The sequence below is a fragment of the Salinilacihabitans rarus genome, from assembly GCF_024296665.1.
GTDB lineage: Archaea > Halobacteriota > Halobacteria > Halobacteriales > Natrialbaceae > Salinilacihabitans > Salinilacihabitans rarus.
Genome location: NZ_CP100762.1, coordinates 403,933 through 422,119 on the forward strand (window position 1 = coordinate 403,933; position 18,187 = coordinate 422,119).

Here is an 18,187-nt window from a genome sequence, read left to right on the forward strand (position 1 = left end):
TGCGACGATCGTATCCGGGGAGTGAGACGGGGTAGCCAACCGGGTGAAAGCACTTACCGGTGGCCCGCGACCGTTCCGGTCGATGGTCGAGCGAGACGACGTTCGTCGGGCCTACGACGAACTCGCGGAGGTCTACGCCGCACAGCGGAGCGAAGACGGCACCGGCACGGAGCGTCTCGAGACGTTCCTCGAGTCCCTCCCGTCGTCGGCCCGCGTGCTGGACGCCGGTTGCGGGCAGGGGACGCCGATCCTCGGCCGACTGCGCGACTCGACCGACGCCGTCGGCGTCGACTTCTCGCGGGAACAGCTACGGCTGGCGGCGGGGAACGTCCCCGGCGCGTCCCTCGTCCGGGGGGACATGACGACGCTGCCGTTCGCGACCGGCGCGTTCGACGCCGTGGTCGCGTACTGGTCGCTGATCCACGTCCCGATGGACGACCACCCGACGGTCGTCGACGAGTTCGCACGCGTCCTGCGTCCGGGCGGTCGGCTGCTCCTCTGCGAGGGGACGACCGAGTGGGTCGGCGAGAACACGGACTGGCTCGACAGCGGCGTGACGATGACGTGGAACATCGCCGGCGCCGAAACGACGCGAGAGCAGTTGCGAGACGCCGGATTCGAAATCGTCGACGAGTGGGGCGTCCCCGAGGAGCTGGGTGAAGACGAAGACGACGCCGACGACGAGCCGTGGACGTTCTTCTCGGCGCGACTCGACGGGTGACGGAACGAGACGTGCGACTCACGAGGTTGTTCGTCGGAGAATGCTCCGTCTGGGATTTGAACCACGGCCAGACGTGCTCGCTACGCTGCGCGCGACTGGTCTGATTCGAATCCCATCCGTGCGCGCTTTGCTTCGCGTCACTCCGCGTTGCTACGTTCGCTCGAAAAGTGCTCCGTCTGGGATTTGAACCCAGGTCATCGGCTCGAAAGGCCGAAATGATTGGCCGGACTACACCAACGGAGCGTTCACTTCGTTCCGCCCCGAGCCCTACGTCGCCGCGCTCCGTAGGACAACGGAGCTCGCATCTCCTGCTTGCTCTGGCCTAGTAAAAAGCGTTCCGTTCCGCGCCGAGGATGCCATCTCGTCACGCACTCCGTCGGCGGGCTCGCCGCCTCAACGCTTTTCGTCCCCGAGTGCGACCGACCGGGCATGCGCTACGTCCGATTCCGCGACCCGGCCGGAGCCGTCCGGCGAGGCGAACTCGAGAGCGGTCACGTCCACTTCGGCACCGAGAGCTACGCGCTCGACGACGACGCGATCGACGTCCTGCCGCCGTGCGAGCCGTCGAAGCTCGTCTGCGTCGGCCGCAACTACGCCGACCACGCCGCCGAGATGGACTCCGACGTCCCCGACCGGCCGCTGTTGTTCCTCAAGCCGCCGAACACGGTCGCCGCCCACGGCGACACCGTCACCGCCCCCGCCGGGAAGGCCCGCGTCGACTACGAGGCCGAACTGGGCGTCGTGATCGGCGAGCAGTGCCGTCACGTCCCCGAGAGCGACGCGATGGACGTCGTCGCGGGCTTTACCTGCGTGAACGACCTCTCGAACCGCGACGACCAGCGCGAGGAGCAAAACTGGGTCCGCGGGAAGGCCTTCGACGGCGCGGCACCGATGGGCCCCGTCCTCGCCACCCCCGACGAGGTACCTGCCGACGCCACCGTCCGCTCGCGGGTCGACGGCGAGGTGAAACAGGACGGTTCGCGCGACCGGCTCATCTTCTCCGTCCCGGAGCTGATCGCCGAGATCACGACCTACCTCACCCTCGAACCGGGCGACGTGATCGCCACCGGCACCCCCGAGGGGGTCGGCCCGCTGGCCGACGGCGACACGGTCGAGATCGACGTCGAGGGGGTGGGAACCCTCGAACACTCGGTACGGGTTCCCTAGTCCGGGACGGGAACGCTTTTCGGCCGCCTGACCGAACGGAACGGTATGACCGTCCGCTTCGGCGCCGTCGCCGTCGACTGGCTCGGGTACGCGACCGTCCGCCTCGAAGGGGAGACCGGGGCCGTCGTCTACACCGACCCCGGGAGGTACGGCGTGCTCGACGGCTACGACGCCCGCGACGGCGATCTGGTGCTCGTCACCCACGACGACCACTACGATCCCGAGGGGATCCGGCGGGTGGCCCACGACGACGCGCTCGTGCTCGTCCACGAGGCCGTCGACGCCGCCGACATCGACCGCGTGGACGAACAGCCGGCGGACCTCCCCTTCGAGGTCGAGCGCGTCCGCGAGGACGAGTCGTTCGTCCTCGGGCCGCTGGACCTGTTCACGACGCCCGCGTACAACGAGCCCGACGGGCCGTACACCCGCGAGGACGGGACGCCGTACCACCCCGAAGGCGAGGGCTGTGGCTACGGCGTGATAATCGACGGCGTCTGCGCGTTCTGGCCCGGCGACACCGACGCCCTCCCCGTCCACGAGGGACTCGACGTCGACCTCTTCCTGCCGCCGATCGGCGGTAGCTTCACGATGGATCGCCGCGACGCGGCCGCCCTCGCCGGCCGGATGGCCCCCGGTCTCGTCCTGCCGATCCACTACGACACGTTCCCGGCGCTTGAAACCGACGCCGACGCGTTCGTCGTCGACGTCGCGAACCGCGGCGTCCCGGTGGTCCTCGACGAGCCCTGAGCCCGCCGACGGTCGTCGGGAGACCCCCTCAGAACACGCCCATCTCGGTCAGGCGCTCGGGTAGGTACGTCTCCGTGACGAAGTCGAGCCCGCGCGAGGCGAGGGCCTGCTGTTCGGCCTTCTTCTCGATGTCGAGTTGGAGTTCGATCTGTTCCTCCCAGTAGTCGGTCTGGAAGCGCGGGTCCTCGAGTTCGCTCTCCAGGGCGTTGACGTCCGAGTCGCTGAGCGGGTCGGTCGGCAGGTCGTACTCGACGATGTCGGCGGGCTGGATGCCGACGAACTGCGCCTCGGGCGTCGCGAGGTACTCCGAGAGGTGGGCGGACTTGATCGAACCGTAGGTGACCGAGCCGTAGATGCGGTACGACCACGGGTCGCCGTCGGTGAAGACCGTCACGGGCAGGTCGAGTTCGTCGTGGAGCCGGCGGGTGATCCGTCGGGTCGCGCGGGCGGGCTGGCCCTTGAGGTGGACGATCAGCGCGTCGTACTCCTCGTCGAAGCCGTTCTCGACCAGCCGGTCGCGCATCCCGCCGGTCTCGACACAGAGGACGAACTCGGCGTCGCAGTCGAGGAACTCGATCGTATCGGGGTTGTTCGGGATCTGGTAGCCGCCCTCGCCGACGTCCTCTTGGCAGTGGATCTCGCGTTCGCCCCGGCGGGTCTGCTCGCGCAGGTACAGCGGTCCCATGACCGTCGCCCCCGACTCCTCGGGTCGCATGTGGAAGTCCTCGCGGGTGACCCCCGAGACGATCTCCAAGTCCTCGATGAGACCGTTCGACTCGTCCTGGTTGTTGAACTGGGCCTCCTCGTTGTCCCAGCTCTCGGAGAGGTAGTAGAGTTCACGCAGGGTCGACGAGCGGTCCTCTTCGAGCTGGGTCGCGAGGAACTCGATGGTGTAGACCGCCTTGAGGAGCTTTCGTGCCCCCCGGACGGAGTTCGCCGAGCGCGTCGAGGTGCGGTCGCCGTAGACCCACACGCCTTTCTCCTCGTCGAAGACGATGTTGCTCTTGGTCCGCGTCGGCACCTCCATCGAGGGGATCTCGCCCAGTTCGAACTGGTCGTAAAACTGGGCGGCGAGGTCGATCAACTGTTCTCTGGCCTGCTGGCTGTCGTCTGCGCTCATTGTTCGGTCACCGTGAGTTTCTCGCTTTCGACCCCTTTCACGTCGAGGTCGAACGATGCGTCCGCGGCCACCTCGTACTCGAGGACGGCCTCGTCGCCGCTGCTAACGTCGGGCTCCCACTTGACGAACCACTCGCCGTCCATCTCGACGACGGTCGCGCCGTCCGAGAGGCTCGACGGCTCGGCGCTGACGATGTCGGTGACCTCGAGGCTCTCGTTCGTGCCCGAGTTGTTCTCGACGACGACCCGGACCGCGGAGCCGTCGCCGTTCTCCTCGACGTGTCGTTCGACGAGGACGTTGTTCATGATGCGGGCGACGGCGTCGTCGATGTCCGGCTCCGGCCGGTCGATCACCTGCGCGACCTTCTCGGCCATCTCCGGGAGGATCTTCCCGAGGACGTTCTGTTTCTTCCGGCGCTTTTGCATCGAGCGGCGCTTGTTGAGGTAGCTCTTGAGGTCGCGGGCGGCCTCGCGGATCGCGAGTTCGATCTCGTCTTCGATCTCGGGGACGTTCGCGATGGCGTCTTTCGACTCGCTCGTGAAGGGCACGTTCGTCGAGGCGACGTGGATCATCACCACGGCGGCACCGTTCGGCAGGCCGGAGCCGCCGGGCTGGTCGAGGCCGTAGTTGCGCCAGCCGATGGTCTTGACGACGTCGGTGGTCGCGCACGCGCCGCGCTGGTAGACCAGCGGGACGCGGTTGGCAAACCGGAGCACGTCGACGCTCCCCTCGGCCTCGAGGTCGCCGCCGTAGGCGATGCCGGCCTCGACGACGAACGGGTCGCCGCCGGAGACCTCGGCGTCGCGGCTCGCCGCCGCGTAGAAGTCGGCGTCGAACTCCTTTTTCAGCCCCGCCTCGATCAGGTCCGCCGAGATGGGCGAGAGACACCGCGTCGGCGGCGCGATGATGTCGGTCGTGCGCATCGCGTCGACGAGGTCGCTCGCGGCGTCCCGGGAGTCGGCGAGTTCGCGCACCAGCGGCGGGTCGTCCGGCACCGTCACCATGACGTCCCAGACGGCGTCGGTGACGTTCTCGCGGGCCGTCTCGCCGAAGGCGACCTCGTCGTACTCCTCGGTCAACTCGGCCGCGCGGTCGACGTGCGAGCGCAGGCGGTCGCGGGTGAGGCGGTGCCGGTGGTCCTCCTCGTCGGCGAACTTGCCCGCCAGTCGGACGGCGAAGGCGTGGACCACCTCGTCGTCCTTGCGGGTGCTCGTCGCGTCGTCGGCAAGGTCGTAGAGGTCGGCGACGAGCCGCGACTCGTCGTCGGCGTCGGCCTCCGCGTCTCCGTCGGCGTCGGCCTCCGGTTCGCCGGGGCCGGCGATCTCGTTCCAGGCGGCCTCGAGAGCGTTCTCGCGGACGGTGTCGCCGAAGGTCGTCCCGTGGTCGGCTTCGGCCGCTTCGGCGGCGTCGGCGACGACCGCCCGCAGTTCGTGGTGGGCGATCCGGTCGCGGTCGGCGACCGCGTCGGCGACCGCGTCGGCGAAGGCGGCGGTCGCCTCCGGGCCCTTGTTCGCCGTGGCGTCCTCGACGGCGGCGGCGACGTCGGCGGACTCGGCCGCCGTCGGGGGCCGCCAGGTCATCTCGCGGCCGTAGTGGCGGTCGCGGAAGGCGTCGATGATCGACGCCGCGGTCTTCGTGCCCACGCGAGTGAACTCCTCCTGAAGGAACCCCGAGACGGAGTGGGAGTCGGTCGCCGTGAGCATCTTCATCACGGTGCCGAGTTCGACGCCGTGGGGGTGTGGGCGGATCTCCTCGGTCTCCTCGGGGAGCTGGTCGGTCGCGCGCTCGAACTTGAAGTGGGCGTTCGGCTCGCGCAGTTCGAGCCGGGCGTGTGGGTTGACGACCGCCGTGTGCTTGATGTAGTCGTGGAGCTGTCCGCGGGCGCGCATGTTCGCCTCCATCTCGAGTTCGATGCGCGTCCCGTGGGGCCTGTCCCACGAGGTCGTCTCGTCGACGCTGATCTCGGGTTCGTTCTCGTCGGTGTCGACGATCAGCTCGAAGTACTGGGCCTCGCTCGACCCCTGTGTGCGGCTGGTGATCTTCGCGGGCTTGCCGCTCGTGAGCTGAGAGTAGAGGACCGCGGCGGAGATACCGATCCCCTGCTGGCCGCGGGACTGTTCGCGCCGGTGAAAGCGCGAGCCGTAGAGCAGTTTCCCGAAGACTTTCGGTAGCGACTCCTTCGTGAGCCCGGGACCGTTGTCCTCGACGATCAGCCGGTAGTAGTCGCCGTCCTCTCTGATCTCGACGTAGATATCCGGGAGAATGCCGGCCTCCTCGGCGGCGTCCAGGGCGTTGTCGACGGCCTCCTTGACGGCCGTGACTAACCCTCGGGCTCCGCTGTCGAAGCCGAGCATGTGCTTGTTCTTCTCGAAGAACTCGGCGATGGAGATCGATCGCTGGTTTTCGGCCAGCTCTTCGGCGATCCCCGACTCCTCGCCGAGCGTCGACTGAAACGACGTCATCACGGACACGGTAGCGGTGGTGTCCTTAAAACATTCCCGCTACCGTGGTGAAAGTATTCCCCCCGCGCCCACGTCGTGTGGTCTCGCGGGCCGCCCGCGCCCCGCCCTCGCGCGCGAGCGCGTACGTGAGTTTTATAAAGGATCGTCCACTACCCGGAAACAGGTTTCTCATGTCCCAGGAAAGCGAGTACGGCGCCGGACAGATCCAGGTCCTGGAAGGCCTGGAGGCGGTCCGAAAGCGTCCGGCGATGTACATCGGCTCTACAGACGCTCGAGGGCTCCATCACCTCGTCTACGAGGTGGTGGACAACTCGATCGACGAGGCGCTGGCCGACTACTGCGACGAGATCACCGTCACCATCCACGACGACGGGTCGGTGAGCGTCGCCGACGACGGCCGCGGCATCCCGGTCGACACCCACGCCGAGTACGACCGTCCGGCGCTCGAGGTCATCCTCACCGTTCTCCACGCCGGGGGCAAGTTCGACAACAAGTCCTATCAGGTCTCCGGCGGCCTCCACGGCGTCGGCGTGAGCGTCGTCAACGCCCTCTCCCAGCGGTTCGAGATCGAGGTGACCCGCGACGGCGGCGTCTACCGCCACGCCTTCGAGCGGGGGGAACCCGTCGGCGAGATGGAGCGCGTCCGCGATATGCGCCCCGACGAGGAGACCGGGACCTACCAGCGGTTCTGGCCGGACGAGGAGATCTTCGAGACCGGCGAGTTCTCCTCCTCGACGCTCTCGAACCGACTGCGCGAACTCGCGTTCCTCAACTCGGGCGTCCGGATCACGCTGCGCGACGAGCGCGACCGCGAGGACGGCGACCCCGCCGAGGAGACCTACGAGTACGACGGCGGCATCCGCGAGTTCGTCGAGTACCTGAACGAGACGCGCTCGTCGCTGCACCCGGACGTCATCTACTTCGAGGACGAAGAGCAGAACGTCCAGATCGAGGTCGCCATGCAGGCCACCGAGGAGCTACAGGGCTCGATCCACGCCTTCGCGAACAACATCAACACGCGCGAGGGCGGCACCCACCTGACGGGGTTCAAGACGGCGCTGACCCGCGTCGTCAACGACTACGCCAACGAGAACGACCTGCTGTCCGACCTCGACGAGAACCTCCGCGGCGAGGACATCCGCGAGGGACTCACCGCGGTGATCTCGGTCAAACACCCGGACCCGCAGTTCGAGGGCCAGACGAAGACCAAACTCGGCAACAGCGAGGTACGGGGCATCGTCGAGAGCGCGATGCACGAGGGGCTTGGCACCTACTTCGAGGAACACCCCGACACCGCCCAGGCCATCGTGATGAAGGCCGTCGAGGCCGCGAAGGCCCGCAAGGCCGCAAAGAAAGCCGAGGAACTCACCCGCCGGAAGTCGGCGCTGGACTCGACCTCCCTGCCGGGGAAACTCGCCGACTGCCAGACCCGCGACCCCGACGAGGCCGAACTGTTCATCGTCGAGGGCGACTCCGCGGGCGGCAGCGCAAAGCAGGCGCGCAACCCCGGGTTCCAGGCGGTCTTGCCCATCCGCGGGAAGGTGCTGAACGTCGAGAAACACCGGCTGGATCGCATCCTCGAGAACGACCAGATCCGGAACATGATCACCGCCATCGGCGCGGGCGTCGGCGACGAGTTCGACGTCGAGGAGGCCCGGTACAAGAAGATCATCATGGCGACCGACGCCGACGTCGACGGCGCGCACATCCGCACCCTGCTGTTGACGTTCTTCTACCGGCACATGCGCCCGCTGCTCGAGGGCGGCTACGTCTACGCGACCAAGCCGCCGCTGTACCGCATCCGTTACCGCGGGGAGACCTACGACGCGATGACCGACGCCGAGCGCGACGAGATCGTCGAAGAGAAGTGCAACGGCAACCCCTCGCAGGTCCAGCGGTTCAAGGGTCTCGGCGAGATGAACCCCGAACAGCTCTGGAGTACGACCATGGACCCGGAAAACCGCATTCTAAAGCAGATCACGGTCGAGGACGCGGCCGCCGCGGACAAGATGTTCTCCGTCCTGATGGGCGACGCGGTGGAGCCGCGAAAGCAGTTCATCAAGGAACACGCCCCCGAGGCGGAGTGGGTGGATATCTAGCATGAGTTCAGACGTACCCGAACCGACGGACGTCGACGCGGCCAGAGTAGAGCACGTCCGCATCGAGGACGAGATGGAGCAGAGCTACATCGACTACGCGATGAGCGTCATCGCGGGTCGGGCCCTCCCGGACGTCCGGGACGGGCTAAAGCCCGTCCACCGCCGCATCCTCTACGCGATGGGCGAGATGGGCGTCACGAGCGGGAGCAGCCACCGCAAGTCGTCCTCGATCGTCGGCGAGACGATGGGCGACTACCACCCCCACGGCGACCAGGCCATCTACGACACGCTCGTCCGGATGGCCCAGGAGTTCTCGATGCGCTATCCGCTGGTCGACGGTCAGGGGAACTTCGGCTCGATGGACGGCGACCCGCCGGCGGCCATGCGGTACACGGAGGCCCGGATGGCCGCCATCGCCGAGGAACTGCTCGAGGACATCGAGAAGGACACGGTCGACTTCCAGTCGAACTACGACGACCGCCTCCAGGAGCCCGGGGTGCTCCCCGCGGCGTTCCCGAACCTGCTGGTCAACGGCTCCTCGGGCATCGCCGTCGGGATGTCGACGAACATCCCGCCGCACAACCTCGGCGAGATCGTCGACGCCACCGTCGAGGTCATCGAGAACCCCGACTGTACCGTCGAGGACCTGATGGAGCACGTGAAGGGGCCGGACTTCCCGACCGGCGCCAACATCGTCGGCCGGGACGCCATCTACTCGGCGTACGCGACCGGCCGGGGACGGCTCCGCGTGCGTGCCGAGTTCGAGGTCGAGGAGTACGACAACGACCGCGAGCGTATCGTCGTCACCGAACTCCCCTACCAGACGAACAAGGCCCGCCTCGTCGAGCGCATCGCCGACGACGTAAACGAGGGCAAGATCGAGGGCATCTCGGACCTGCGCGACGAGTCCGACCGCGACGGCGTCCGCGTCGTCGTCGAACTCAAGCGCGGCGCCAACACCGAGGTCGTCAAGAACCAACTGCTCGAACACCACCTGGAGCGGACGTTCGGCGTCATCAACCTCGCGCTGGTCGACGGCCAGCCGCGGGTGCTCAGCTTAAAGGAGACCCTAGAGGAGTACGTCGCCCACCGCCGCGAGGTGATCCGCCGGCGCAGCGAGTACGACCTCGCCGAGGCCGAAGACCGTGCCCACATCCTCGACGGGCGGCTGAAGGCCCTGGAGAACGTCGAGGACGTGGTCGACCTCATCCGCGACTCCGAGGACCGCGACGCCGCGAAGACGCGCCTGCGCGAGGCGTTCGACTTCTCGGAGGCGCAGGCGAACCACATCGTCCGGATGCAACTCGGTAGCCTCACCTCGATGGAGGCCGCCGAGATCGAGTCCGAGTACGAGGACGTCCAGGCGGAGATCGAGCGCCTCGAACGGATCCTCGGCAGCGAGGAGGAACTGCTCGGGGTCATCAAGGAGGAACTGCTCGACCTCAAGGAGGAGTACGGCGACGAACGCCGCACCTCGATCGTCGAGGACGAGGGGACGGTCACCCACGAGGACCTCATCCCCGAGGAGGACGTCGTCGTCGTCACGACCGAGGACGACTACGTCAAGCGGATGCCCCTCGCCCAGTTCGAGGCGCAGGGCCGCGGCGGCAAGGGGATCATCGGCGCCGACGTCAAGGAGGACGACCGCGTCGCGACGGCCTTCAGGGCGAACACCCACGACTACCTGCTCTGTTTCACGAACCACGGACAGGTCTACCGGCTGAAGGCCTACGAGATCCCCGAGATGGGCCGGACCGCCCGCGGGAAGTCCGCGGTCAACATCCTCGATCTGGACCCGGGCGAGGACATCACGGCCATCGTCGACACGGACGCCCTGGACGGCGACGAGTACGTGACGATGGTCACCCGCAACGGCTACGTCAAGCGGACGGCGGGCGAGGAGTTCGAGAACATCCTCTCGACGGGGATCATCGCCGCCTCGCTCGAGGACGGCGACGAACTCGTCGACGTCGAGGTCACCGACGGGACCAGAGACCTCGTGATCGCGACCGAACAGGGGATGACGATCCGCTTCGACGAAAGCGAGGTGCGTCCGATGGGGCGCAACGCCCGCGGCGTCAACGGCATCAAACTCGAAGGCGACGACGCCGTCGCCGGCCTCGTCGCGACCGACGAGGGCGACGACCGCGCGCTGCTGACGGTCACCCACAACGGCTACGCCAAACGGACGCTCCTCTCGGAGTACCGCACGCAGTCGCGGTACGGCAAGGGCCTGATCGACATCAAGACGAACGAGCGAAACGGCCCCGTGACGGCCGTGAAGGCCGTCACCGAGGACGATCACCTCGTCGTGATGAGCGAACGCGGGCAGATCATGCGCACGCGCGCCGGCGAAATCTCGACGGTCGGCCGGAACACGATGGGCGTGACGCTGATGGACGTCGAGTCGGGCGACGCGGTCGCCAGCGTCGACGTCGTCCCCGACACGTCGGACGACGCGTAGAGACGCTCCGGGTCGGCGCGTTTCGTTCGCGACGCGAATCGAGACGGGAGTCGAGAGACGAGACGGAAACTCAGTGTTCCGGCTCCTCGGCCGGTGCGATCATCGCGTCGATCCGCAGAATGAGGATGTTGTTCGTGTCGTCCTTGCCGTCGAGGGTGCCCTCGATGACGAGTTTCGACAGCGGCGTCGGGCCGACGGTGACGGAGTCGCCCTCGTGGATGTCGTTCGTCGGGCCCTGAATGTGTACCTCCGCCCGGCAGAGTTCGGGGTGGTGGACGCTCGAGAGGTCGATCTCCTCGACGATGACGCCCTCTACTGATTCGCCCTCGTGTTCGAGGGGGACGGCGGCCGGGTCGTCCATCTGCTGGATTTCGAGGGCCTCGTAGGCGGCCGCGGTCGGCTTGTAGCCGCCCTTGGGGCCGGGGACGCCCTCGACCAACTGGAGCGCCTTCAGGCTCTGCATCTGGTTTCGAATCGTCCCCGGGTTCCGGTCGACCTGTTCGGCGATGTCCTCGCCTTTGATCGCGTCCTCGGAGTCGGAGTGGAGATTCGTCAATGCGCGCAAAATTTTCTTCTGACTTGGAGTGAGTTCGATCGATGACATGGGGAATCCTTCGTAGTTGATTTCCTTAAATGGGATGGTCGATTTCCTTAAATGGGATGTATCGAACGGGCGATCCCTTCGAATTTGACGGTTACTCCGGGAGTAGTAAGTAGTTGTCTTTCCCGGCGGCCGGTCAGTGTTCGATCTCTGCGGGGGCGGCGACGCGGACGTGGCGGGCGACCCCCTCCGGGAGCGAGACGGGGTCGTCGTGGCCGCTCGCACGAGCGGTCACCATCCCGAAGGGGGCGACCTCGAGGATTTCGAGTTCGACGCCGGGTTCGACGCCGTGGTCGGCGAGGTACGAGAGGATCTCGGGGTCGCGGTCGGCGACCTCCTCGACGATCACGACGTCGCCCTCGTCGAACTCGACGATCGACTCGCCGGCGGGGGCCGCCGGCGGTTCGAGGTCGGCGCCGGGGATCGGCGAGCCGTGGGGGTCGACCTCCGGGTCCCCGAGGGCGGCGGCGACCCGGGCCTCGAAGTCCTCGCTGATGTGATGTTCGAGGCGGTCGGCCTCCTCGTGGACCTCCGCCCAGTCGTAGTCGAGGTGTTCGGTGAGGTACGCCTCCAGCAGACGGTGGTGGCGGATCACTTCGAGGGCGACGGTCTCGCCCTCGTCGGTCAGCGTCGCGCCGCGGTACTTCTCGCGGTCGACCAGCCCCCGCTCCTCGAGTTTGTCGAGCATGCTGGTGACGGTCGGCGACGTGACGTCGAGTTCGGCGGCGATCTCGGAGGTTCCGATCCGTTCGTCGCGGCCCCGCTGGAGCTGATAGATCGCCTTCAGGTAGTCTTCCATCACGTCGCTCAGCATCATTTCGTCGGGATTTAGAGACGTCTAACCCTAAGTGTTGCGTCGTCCCGAACCCGCCGGAAATCGGCCCGCTCGCCCCCTCGAACCTGCCCGTGACAACTGTGCACACGCCGATCGGGGTTTCAACACCTTTGTATCGGAGTGATTCTGACAGTGCCGTATGACCGAGAACGTCGTCGTCCTGGGCGCCGGATACGCCGGCGCCGGGGCGGTCACGAAGCTCCAGTCGGAACTGGATGGCACCGCGCGGCTGACCTGGATCTCCGATACCGACTACCACCTCGTCCTCCACGAAGCCCACCGCGTGATCCGTGACCCCGCCGTCCGGTCCGACATCACCATCCCGGTCCACGACATCGCCGACCCGGCGACCCGCTTCATCCAGGACCGCGTCGTCGACCTCGACGTCGACGAGCGGGTCGTCGAACTCGAAGACGGCGAGGACGTCGAGTACGACTACGTCCTCGTCGCGCTCGGCAGCCAGACCGCCTACTACGGCATCCCCGGCCTCGAAGAGTACTCCCTGACGCTCAAGAGTCTCGACGACGCCCTCGAGATCCACGAGGCGATCGAGGCGGCGAGCCGCGACGCCACCCGCGGCGAACCCGCCCAGGTCGTCGTCGGCGGCGCCGGCCTCTCGGGCATCCAGACCGCCGGCGAGGTCGCCGAGTTCCGCGACGCACACCGCGCGCCCATCGAGATCCACCTCGTCGAGGCCCTCGAAGAGATCTTCCCCGGCAACGACCCCGAGATTCAGGCCGCGCTGCGCGACCTCCTCGAAGACGCGGGCGTCACGATCCACACCGACGACCCGATCACCGAGGCCGAGGAGGGCGTCATCCACTTCGACGAGGGCGACCCCCTCGAGTACGACGTGCTCGTCTGGACCGGCGGCATCACCGGCCGCGACGCGCTCGACTCCGCCGACCTCGACAAGCAGCACAACCGCGTCGAGGCGGAGGCGAACTTCCAGACCTCCGACGAACGCGTCTTCGCCATCGGCGACTCGGCGATCGTCGACCAGGGCGACCAGCCCGCGCCGCCGACCGCCCAGGCCGCCTGGCAGGCCGCCGAGGTCGCCGGCGAGAACATCTCGCGGGCCATCCAGAACCGGCCCCTGGTCACGTGGGAACACGAGGACAAGGGGACCGTCGTCTCCGTCGGCGAGGAGGCCGTCGCCCACGGCGTCAAGCCCGCCCTCGGCGTCTCCCTCCCCGTCACCACCTTCGGCGGCTTCCCCGCGAAGAACCTGAAGAAGCTCATCGCCGCCCGCTGGATCGCCGACCTCACCTCCTGGAACCGCGCGCGCAAGGCCTGGCCGTCGCTGTAGCGCCGGGAAGTCGCTGCCGCGGACGCGGCGACCGCCGCTTCCCCGGGGCGACCCGCCGATTCGTCGGGCCGTCGACTCGTCGCCCGTCGCCGATCACGTCGATCAGCCGAAGTCCGCCTGCGACGTGATCGGGTCCGTCTCGATCAACGCCTCGTCGCTGTACGCGCCCAGATTTTCCCGCAGTCGGTCGACGTCGAACGGGTCTCCGTGGGCCGGATAGACCGTCTCGGCACTGCTGTCGAGGATCTTCCGCCAGCTCTCGTAGTACCGGTCGACGTCGGCGATGAAGATCGTGTGGTACTTGATTCCCGCCCAGAGCGGCCTGCTCATCGCCGCGTCGCCACAGAAGAGCGTACCGTCGTCGAGCAGGACGGAGATCGAGTCGGGGGTGTGTCCCGGCGTGTGAAGGATCGTCCCGTCGATTCCCAGTTCGCCCAACAGCCGATCGTCGTCGCCGTCGACCAGCAGATCGTCGTCGCGAAGCGCCACCGGCGGAAAGGTCAGGTCCCACTCGGGGACGAGCCACGATCGGAGTTTCGCGAGGTAGTAGACCCGCCTGTTCAACAGCCCGCCGCCGGACCTGTCGTTCTCGCCGGCCCGGAGCAGTTCGTCGGCGGCTTCGTGAGCGATCACGGTCACGCCGTCGAGCAGTTCGTTCGCGAAGCCGACGTGGTCGTCGTGGTGGTGGGTCAAGAGCAGGTACTCGATCTCCGCGACGTCGACGCCGACGTCCGCGAGTTGCTCTACGAAGCTCCGGTACTCCCACTCGTACCCGGTATCGATCAACAGGTATCCCTCGTCGGCGTCGAGCAGGTAACAGTTGGTCGATCCCGGGGATAGCGTGATCCACCGCTCCCCCTGCGTCGCGTCGTCAGTCACTGTTCGTCACCCCCTGTACGCGGGAACAGCACGGTCAGCACCGCCAGCAGGGCGAGCGAGCCGGTTAGCCCGGCACCGGTCAGCGCGGGGTATCGGCATCGGAAGGCGCCCGGGTTCGCGCTACGGCCCTCGCGCCTCCGGGCCGGCGTCGGCGTCCGACACGTCACCGGCGATTCTCCCGAACCCGAGCCGCCGGCCGACGCCTCGCTCTCCACCGTGCAGGTGACGGATGGTCGAGACGAACGACCCATGTCGGAGCGTCCGTCCACGCGCCACAAACCATGGCGCTAAATTTCCCACTGGGCGAGAATCGCTGGTCACGATTGCCCTCCACGGCCCGCCGTTCGAGACGGGCGTCCCAACGCGACGAGATCCGCTCAGGTGGCCGCTGACCGTCCTCGGCGGGACACTGGTCCTGCTGGCGAGGCGTTTCACCGGTCAGGCGTACCGCCGTTGACCGACTACCACAGAGGTCTCGGGATAACCGTCGGCGGAACGCGTCGCTCACCGCCGACCAGTTCGCGGGTACAGCGCCGTCAGCGCCAGCAGCACCGCCACGGCCGACAGCGCGACCCCCAGCCAGTCGGCGAACACCGGCAGAAAGTAGGCCACGGTCTCCCGGCCGAGCCCCCACCACAGGCCGAGCGTCGCGACGGCGAGGCCGCCGAGGAGCGCGCGGGCGGGCCGGTCGCGCTCCGACAGCGGGTCGAACGAGCGCGTGCGGCTGAACCGGCCGTAGCCGAGTCGCGCGGCGAGGCCGACGGCGACGCCCCCGAGGATCCAGACCGGCAGCCGGATCCACCGCACCGCGCTGGCGATGGCGGGCGAGGGCAGCCCGCGCCGGTCCGCCCACGCGCGGACCACGTCGGCGATGAGCTGGACGCTCCGCTCGCTGTTGGTGAGGATCACGATGCCGTCGCCCGTCGCGGGGACGGCGTGGAACCAGCTCCACGAGCCGGTGCCCTGGCCGCCGTTCATCACCGCCAGTTCACCGTTCGAGAGGGTCTCCGCGAAGTGACCCAGGCCGGCGCCGTCGGTCGCCAGTTCGTAGAAGCCCGTCGTCTCGACGGCCGGGTCGTGTATTTCGGCGACGCTCTCCGGTTCGAGCACGCCCCGGCCCGGCGGTTCGCCGTCGGTCCCCTCCGTCCCGGCGGCGACGAAGCGGGCGACGTCCGCGGCGGTCGCGTACAGCATCCCCTGCGCCCTGACGGGTTCGCGGTACTGGGGCACCGGCGTCCCGTCGACGAGGTGCTCGGCGGCCAGTTCCGCCTCGATCCGGTCGTCCCAGACGAACGTGGCCCCGTCCATCCCGAGCGGTTCGAGGATCGCCTCGCGCATGTACGCCGCGAAGTCGCGGCCCGTGACGTCCTCGATCAGCAGTTCGAGCAGCCCGTACCCGGGGTTCGCGTAGCGAAACGACCCGGGTTCGTCGGTCGGCCGCGCGGCCGGCGCACCCGCCTCGCCGGAGAGGGCCTCCCGGAGCGAGGGGGGCTCCTCGTCCGGCGGGACCTTCTCGTAGCCCCCCGCCGGCAGCCCGGCGCTGTGATTGAGCAACCGTCGCACGGTCACCCCCTCCCACGGGAACTCGGCGTCCGGGAGTTCCCAGCCCGTCACGTGGCGCCCGACCGGATCGTCGAGGGCGACCTCGCCGCGCTCGACCAGTTTCAGCACGCCCCACGCGGTGACCGACTTCGTGATCGACTGTACCCGGCAGGGCGTGTCGACGGTCATCGCCCGCCCCGCCGCGGGGTCGGCCTCGCCGTACGCGCCGGCCCACGTCGGGTCGCCGCCCTCGACGAGGGCGACGCTCGCCCCGGGGACGTCGTAGCGGTCGAGCAACTCCGGGACGTACTCGTCGAGGTAGTCGGGCAGCGAGTCGCCATCGCCCTCACCGCCGGGTCCGAGGTCGAGACGCCCGGCGAGCGCGCCCGTCAGCCCGGCGCCGGCCGCCGCGAGGTAGCCGCGGCGGGTCGCGGCCGGTCCCACGTCAGGACCCCTCCCCCGGGCCGCCGGCGGCGACGTCGCCCGGGACCTCGTCGAGAGTCGCCTGTCGACCGCTGGACGTCCGGCCGCGGCGCTCCCGGAACGCGTCGCGGAGGCCGAGCGCGAGCGCCCCGAGGCCGAGCAGGAACGCGACGAACTCGAGGAGGCCGCCGAGGAAGGGGACGGCCCCGAGGACGGCGAACCCGACGAGGCCGACCGCGAGCGCGAGCCACCGGTTCTCCCGGTCGGCCAGCCCCAGCGCCCACGCGCCGACGGCGTACTGGCCGTAGACGACCGCGACCCAGACCGCGAGCGCGAAGCCGAACGCGCCGAGGACGGTCAGCGGGATGCCGACGACCGTAAGCGCCACCAACACCAGCGCGACCGGGACGCCGATCAGCGTCAGGACGCCGACGCCGCCGGACGTGACCGGATCGTCGGCCACGCGGGACGCGACGCCGGACGAGAACGAGGGGAAGACCGCGAGCAGGACCGCGCCGAGCAGGAGGCTGGCGACGAGTTCGTAGCCGGTCACCAGCCACGGGGGGACCGTAAAGACCTCGACGGTGCCGACGCCGTTCCCGCCGAGGCTCGCGTCGTGGACGACGCCGCCGCCGACGCTCGCCGCGGGGTCCTCGGTGAACTCGCCCGCGTCGTAGCGGAACTCGCCGGCGACGTCCGCGTTCGGCCCCAGAACGATCGTCTCGGCGCCGGCGCGGACGTCGCCGTCGACCGCCCCGTCGACGGAGAGGTAGCCCGCGCCGACCGCGAGGTCGCCGCCGATCCGGGCGGTCTCGCCCACCTCGACGTGGCCGGCGCCGGCGCTGACGTCGCCGGTCACCGTCCCGTCGACGCGGACGCTCCCCGCGGCGACCTCGACCGCCCCGTCGACGGTGCCGCCCTCGGCGACGTGGACGGTACCGGCGACCCCCGCGACGTCGCCCGAAACCGTGCCGCGGACGACGATCGATCCCGCGACGCCCTCGATGCCGTCGGACGTCTCCCCCTCCTCCACGACGACCGTCCCGAACCCGCTCTGGATCGGCCCCGCGGCGACGACGCCGGTCCCGGCGGAGAGCAACAGCACTGCGACGACGACGAGCACGACCGCTCGCCGTCCCGTCTCGATGTCCGTGAAACTCATACTGAAAGTTCGCGCAGGTTTCAGAAATCTACGCCGGCCGGTTCTCGAACGGCGGGAATCAGCGGTCGCTCGCCGGGTCGGTCTCCCCGCCGTCGAGCCCCACCGCGTCGCGCTCGACGCGCGTTCCCATCGGCCGCGCCGGGACGCCGGCGACGGTCTCGCCCGGCGGGACGTCGCGGGTGACGAGCGAGTTCGCCGCGACGCTCGCCCCCTCGCCGACCTCGACGCCCGGGAGGAGTATCGCCCCGGCGCCGATCATCGCCCGCTCGCCGATCACGACCTCGCCGGTTCGGTACTCGTCCTGGAGGAACTCGTGACAGAGGATCGTCGCGTCGTAGCCGACGATGGCGTGGTCGCGGACCGTGATCAGGTCCGGCCAGAAGACGTCCGGGGTCGCCTCGAGCCCCCACGAGACGCCCTCGCCGACCGTCATCCCGAGCCGGCGCATGAGCCAGCGTTTGAGCCGCAGGCTCGGCGAGATGCGCACGAGCCAGACGACGACGTAGTTGATCGCCACCCGCAGCGGGTGCCGCGCGCTCGTCCAGTGGGCCAGCGAGTTGCCCCGTCCCGGGGTCGGGTGGGCGGTCACGCGGTCGTGTCGGGAGTCGGCGTCGTCGGTCACTGCAGGGCGGTTGGGCGGCGGTCTACAAGAAACC

The 18,187-nt window shown here is 68.7% G+C and carries 14 protein-coding genes and 1 tRNA gene; 6 read left to right on the top strand and 9 right to left on the bottom strand.

Going from position 1 to position 18,187, the window contains the following annotated elements:
* The first annotated feature begins 82 nt into the window (after window positions 1–82).
* Window positions 83–721, top strand: coding sequence for a class I SAM-dependent methyltransferase (locus NKG98_RS02130; protein WP_254768097.1), 639 nt, complete (start codon window positions 83–85; stop codon window positions 719–721).
* A 168-nt stretch (window positions 722–889) separates the two neighbouring features.
* On the opposite strand, the gene NKG98_RS02135 is transcribed toward NKG98_RS02130, so the two are convergent.
* Window positions 890–964: transfer RNA gene (locus NKG98_RS02135), tRNA-Glu, on the bottom strand.
* Window positions 965–1,150: 186 nt separating this feature from the next.
* Here NKG98_RS02135 and NKG98_RS02140 point away from each other — a divergent pair.
* A complete protein-coding gene (locus tag NKG98_RS02140; RefSeq protein WP_254768098.1) occupies window positions 1,151–1,888 on the top strand; it encodes a fumarylacetoacetate hydrolase family protein in 738 nt (245 codons plus the stop codon).
* 45 nt (window positions 1,889–1,933) lie between these two features.
* Window positions 1,934–2,635, top strand: coding sequence for an MBL fold metallo-hydrolase (locus tag NKG98_RS02145; protein ID WP_254768099.1), 702 nt, complete (start codon window positions 1,934–1,936; stop codon window positions 2,633–2,635).
* 28 nt (window positions 2,636–2,663) lie between these two features.
* Here NKG98_RS02145 and NKG98_RS02150 read toward each other — a convergent pair whose 3' ends face one another.
* Window positions 2,664–3,755, bottom strand: coding sequence for a DNA topoisomerase IV subunit A (locus NKG98_RS02150; RefSeq protein ID WP_254768100.1), 1,092 nt, complete (start codon window positions 3,753–3,755; stop codon window positions 2,664–2,666).
* Complete coding sequence (locus tag NKG98_RS02155) at window positions 3,752–6,217, bottom strand: DNA topoisomerase VI subunit B (protein ID WP_254768101.1); 2,466 nt, start codon at window positions 6,215–6,217, stop codon at window positions 3,752–3,754. Before NKG98_RS02155 ends, NKG98_RS02150 begins: the two co-directional genes overlap by 4 nt.
* 170 nt (window positions 6,218–6,387) lie before the next feature.
* Here NKG98_RS02155 and gyrB point away from each other — a divergent pair, with 170 nt between their 5' ends.
* Window positions 6,388–8,316: a DNA topoisomerase (ATP-hydrolyzing) subunit B gene (gyrB, locus tag NKG98_RS02160; protein ID WP_254768102.1), complete on the top strand. Its 1,929-nt coding sequence runs from the start codon at window positions 6,388–6,390 to the stop codon at window positions 8,314–8,316.
* 1 nt (window position 8,317) lies between these two features.
* Window positions 8,318–10,780, top strand: coding sequence for a DNA gyrase subunit A (gyrA, locus tag NKG98_RS02165; protein ID WP_254768103.1), 2,463 nt, complete (start codon window positions 8,318–8,320; stop codon window positions 10,778–10,780).
* A gap of 70 nt (window positions 10,781–10,850) precedes the next feature.
* Here gyrA and NKG98_RS02170 read toward each other — a convergent pair whose 3' ends face one another.
* Together NKG98_RS02170 and NKG98_RS02175 are read right to left on the bottom strand one after the other, a co-directional pair.
* Window positions 10,851–11,384, bottom strand: coding sequence for an Rrf2 family transcriptional regulator (locus tag NKG98_RS02170; protein ID WP_254768104.1), 534 nt, complete (start codon window positions 11,382–11,384; stop codon window positions 10,851–10,853).
* Window positions 11,385–11,517: 133 nt separating this feature from the next.
* Window positions 11,518–12,198: a metal-dependent transcriptional regulator gene (locus NKG98_RS02175; protein WP_254768105.1), complete on the bottom strand. Its 681-nt coding sequence runs from the start codon at window positions 12,196–12,198 to the stop codon at window positions 11,518–11,520.
* Window positions 12,199–12,355: 157 nt separating this feature from the next.
* Between NKG98_RS02175 and NKG98_RS02180 the strand changes: the two genes are divergently transcribed.
* Entirely contained in the window at window positions 12,356–13,525 is a 1,170-nt protein-coding gene (locus NKG98_RS02180; protein WP_254768106.1) for an NAD(P)/FAD-dependent oxidoreductase, read from the top strand.
* Between the two features lie 102 nt (window positions 13,526–13,627).
* Here NKG98_RS02180 and NKG98_RS02185 read toward each other — a convergent pair whose 3' ends face one another.
* From NKG98_RS02185 to NKG98_RS02200, 4 genes are all read right to left on the bottom strand, one after another.
* Window positions 13,628–14,404 (bottom strand): MBL fold metallo-hydrolase, encoded by a 777-nt coding sequence (locus NKG98_RS02185; RefSeq protein ID WP_254768107.1) that lies wholly within the window; start codon window positions 14,402–14,404, stop codon window positions 13,628–13,630.
* Window positions 14,405–14,908: 504 nt separating this feature from the next.
* Window positions 14,909–16,390, bottom strand: a complete 1,482-nt coding sequence (locus NKG98_RS02190; RefSeq protein ID WP_254768108.1) for a serine hydrolase domain-containing protein — start codon at window positions 16,388–16,390, stop codon at window positions 14,909–14,911.
* 1 nt (window position 16,391) lies between these two features.
* Window positions 16,392–17,531: a bactofilin family protein gene (locus NKG98_RS02195; protein ID WP_254768109.1), complete on the bottom strand. Its 1,140-nt coding sequence runs from the start codon at window positions 17,529–17,531 to the stop codon at window positions 16,392–16,394.
* Between the two features lie 58 nt (window positions 17,532–17,589).
* Window positions 17,590–18,153: an acyltransferase gene (locus NKG98_RS02200; RefSeq protein ID WP_254768110.1), complete on the bottom strand. Its 564-nt coding sequence runs from the start codon at window positions 18,151–18,153 to the stop codon at window positions 17,590–17,592.
* Window positions 18,154–18,187: the final 34 nt, after the last annotated feature.

Excerpts from the sequence above, each read along its gene's own strand:
- NKG98_RS02150 (WP_254768100.1), bottom strand. The coding sequence starts at position 3,755 with ATGAGCGCAGACGACAGCCAGCAGGCCAGAGAACAGTTGATCGACCTC.
- NKG98_RS02180 (WP_254768106.1), top strand. The coding sequence starts at position 12,356 with ATGACCGAGAACGTCGTCGTCCTGGGCGCCGGATACGCCGGCGCCGGG.
- NKG98_RS02140 (WP_254768098.1), top strand. The coding sequence starts at position 1,151 with ATGCGCTACGTCCGATTCCGCGACCCGGCCGGAGCCGTCCGGCGAGGC.
- NKG98_RS02145 (WP_254768099.1), top strand. The coding sequence starts at position 1,934 with ATGACCGTCCGCTTCGGCGCCGTCGCCGTCGACTGGCTCGGGTACGCG.
- NKG98_RS02170 (WP_254768104.1), bottom strand. The coding sequence starts at position 11,384 with ATGTCATCGATCGAACTCACTCCAAGTCAGAAGAAAATTTTGCGCGCA.
- NKG98_RS02155 (WP_254768101.1), bottom strand. The coding sequence starts at position 6,217 with ATGACGTCGTTTCAGTCGACGCTCGGCGAGGAGTCGGGGATCGCCGAA.
- gyrB (WP_254768102.1), top strand. The coding sequence starts at position 6,388 with ATGTCCCAGGAAAGCGAGTACGGCGCCGGACAGATCCAGGTCCTGGAA.
- gyrA (WP_254768103.1), top strand. The coding sequence starts at position 8,318 with ATGAGTTCAGACGTACCCGAACCGACGGACGTCGACGCGGCCAGAGTA.
- NKG98_RS02175 (WP_254768105.1), bottom strand. The coding sequence starts at position 12,198 with ATGATGCTGAGCGACGTGATGGAAGACTACCTGAAGGCGATCTATCAG.
- NKG98_RS02130 (WP_254768097.1), top strand. The coding sequence starts at position 83 with ATGGTCGAGCGAGACGACGTTCGTCGGGCCTACGACGAACTCGCGGAG.
- NKG98_RS02195 (WP_254768109.1), bottom strand. The coding sequence starts at position 17,531 with ATGAGTTTCACGGACATCGAGACGGGACGGCGAGCGGTCGTGCTCGTC.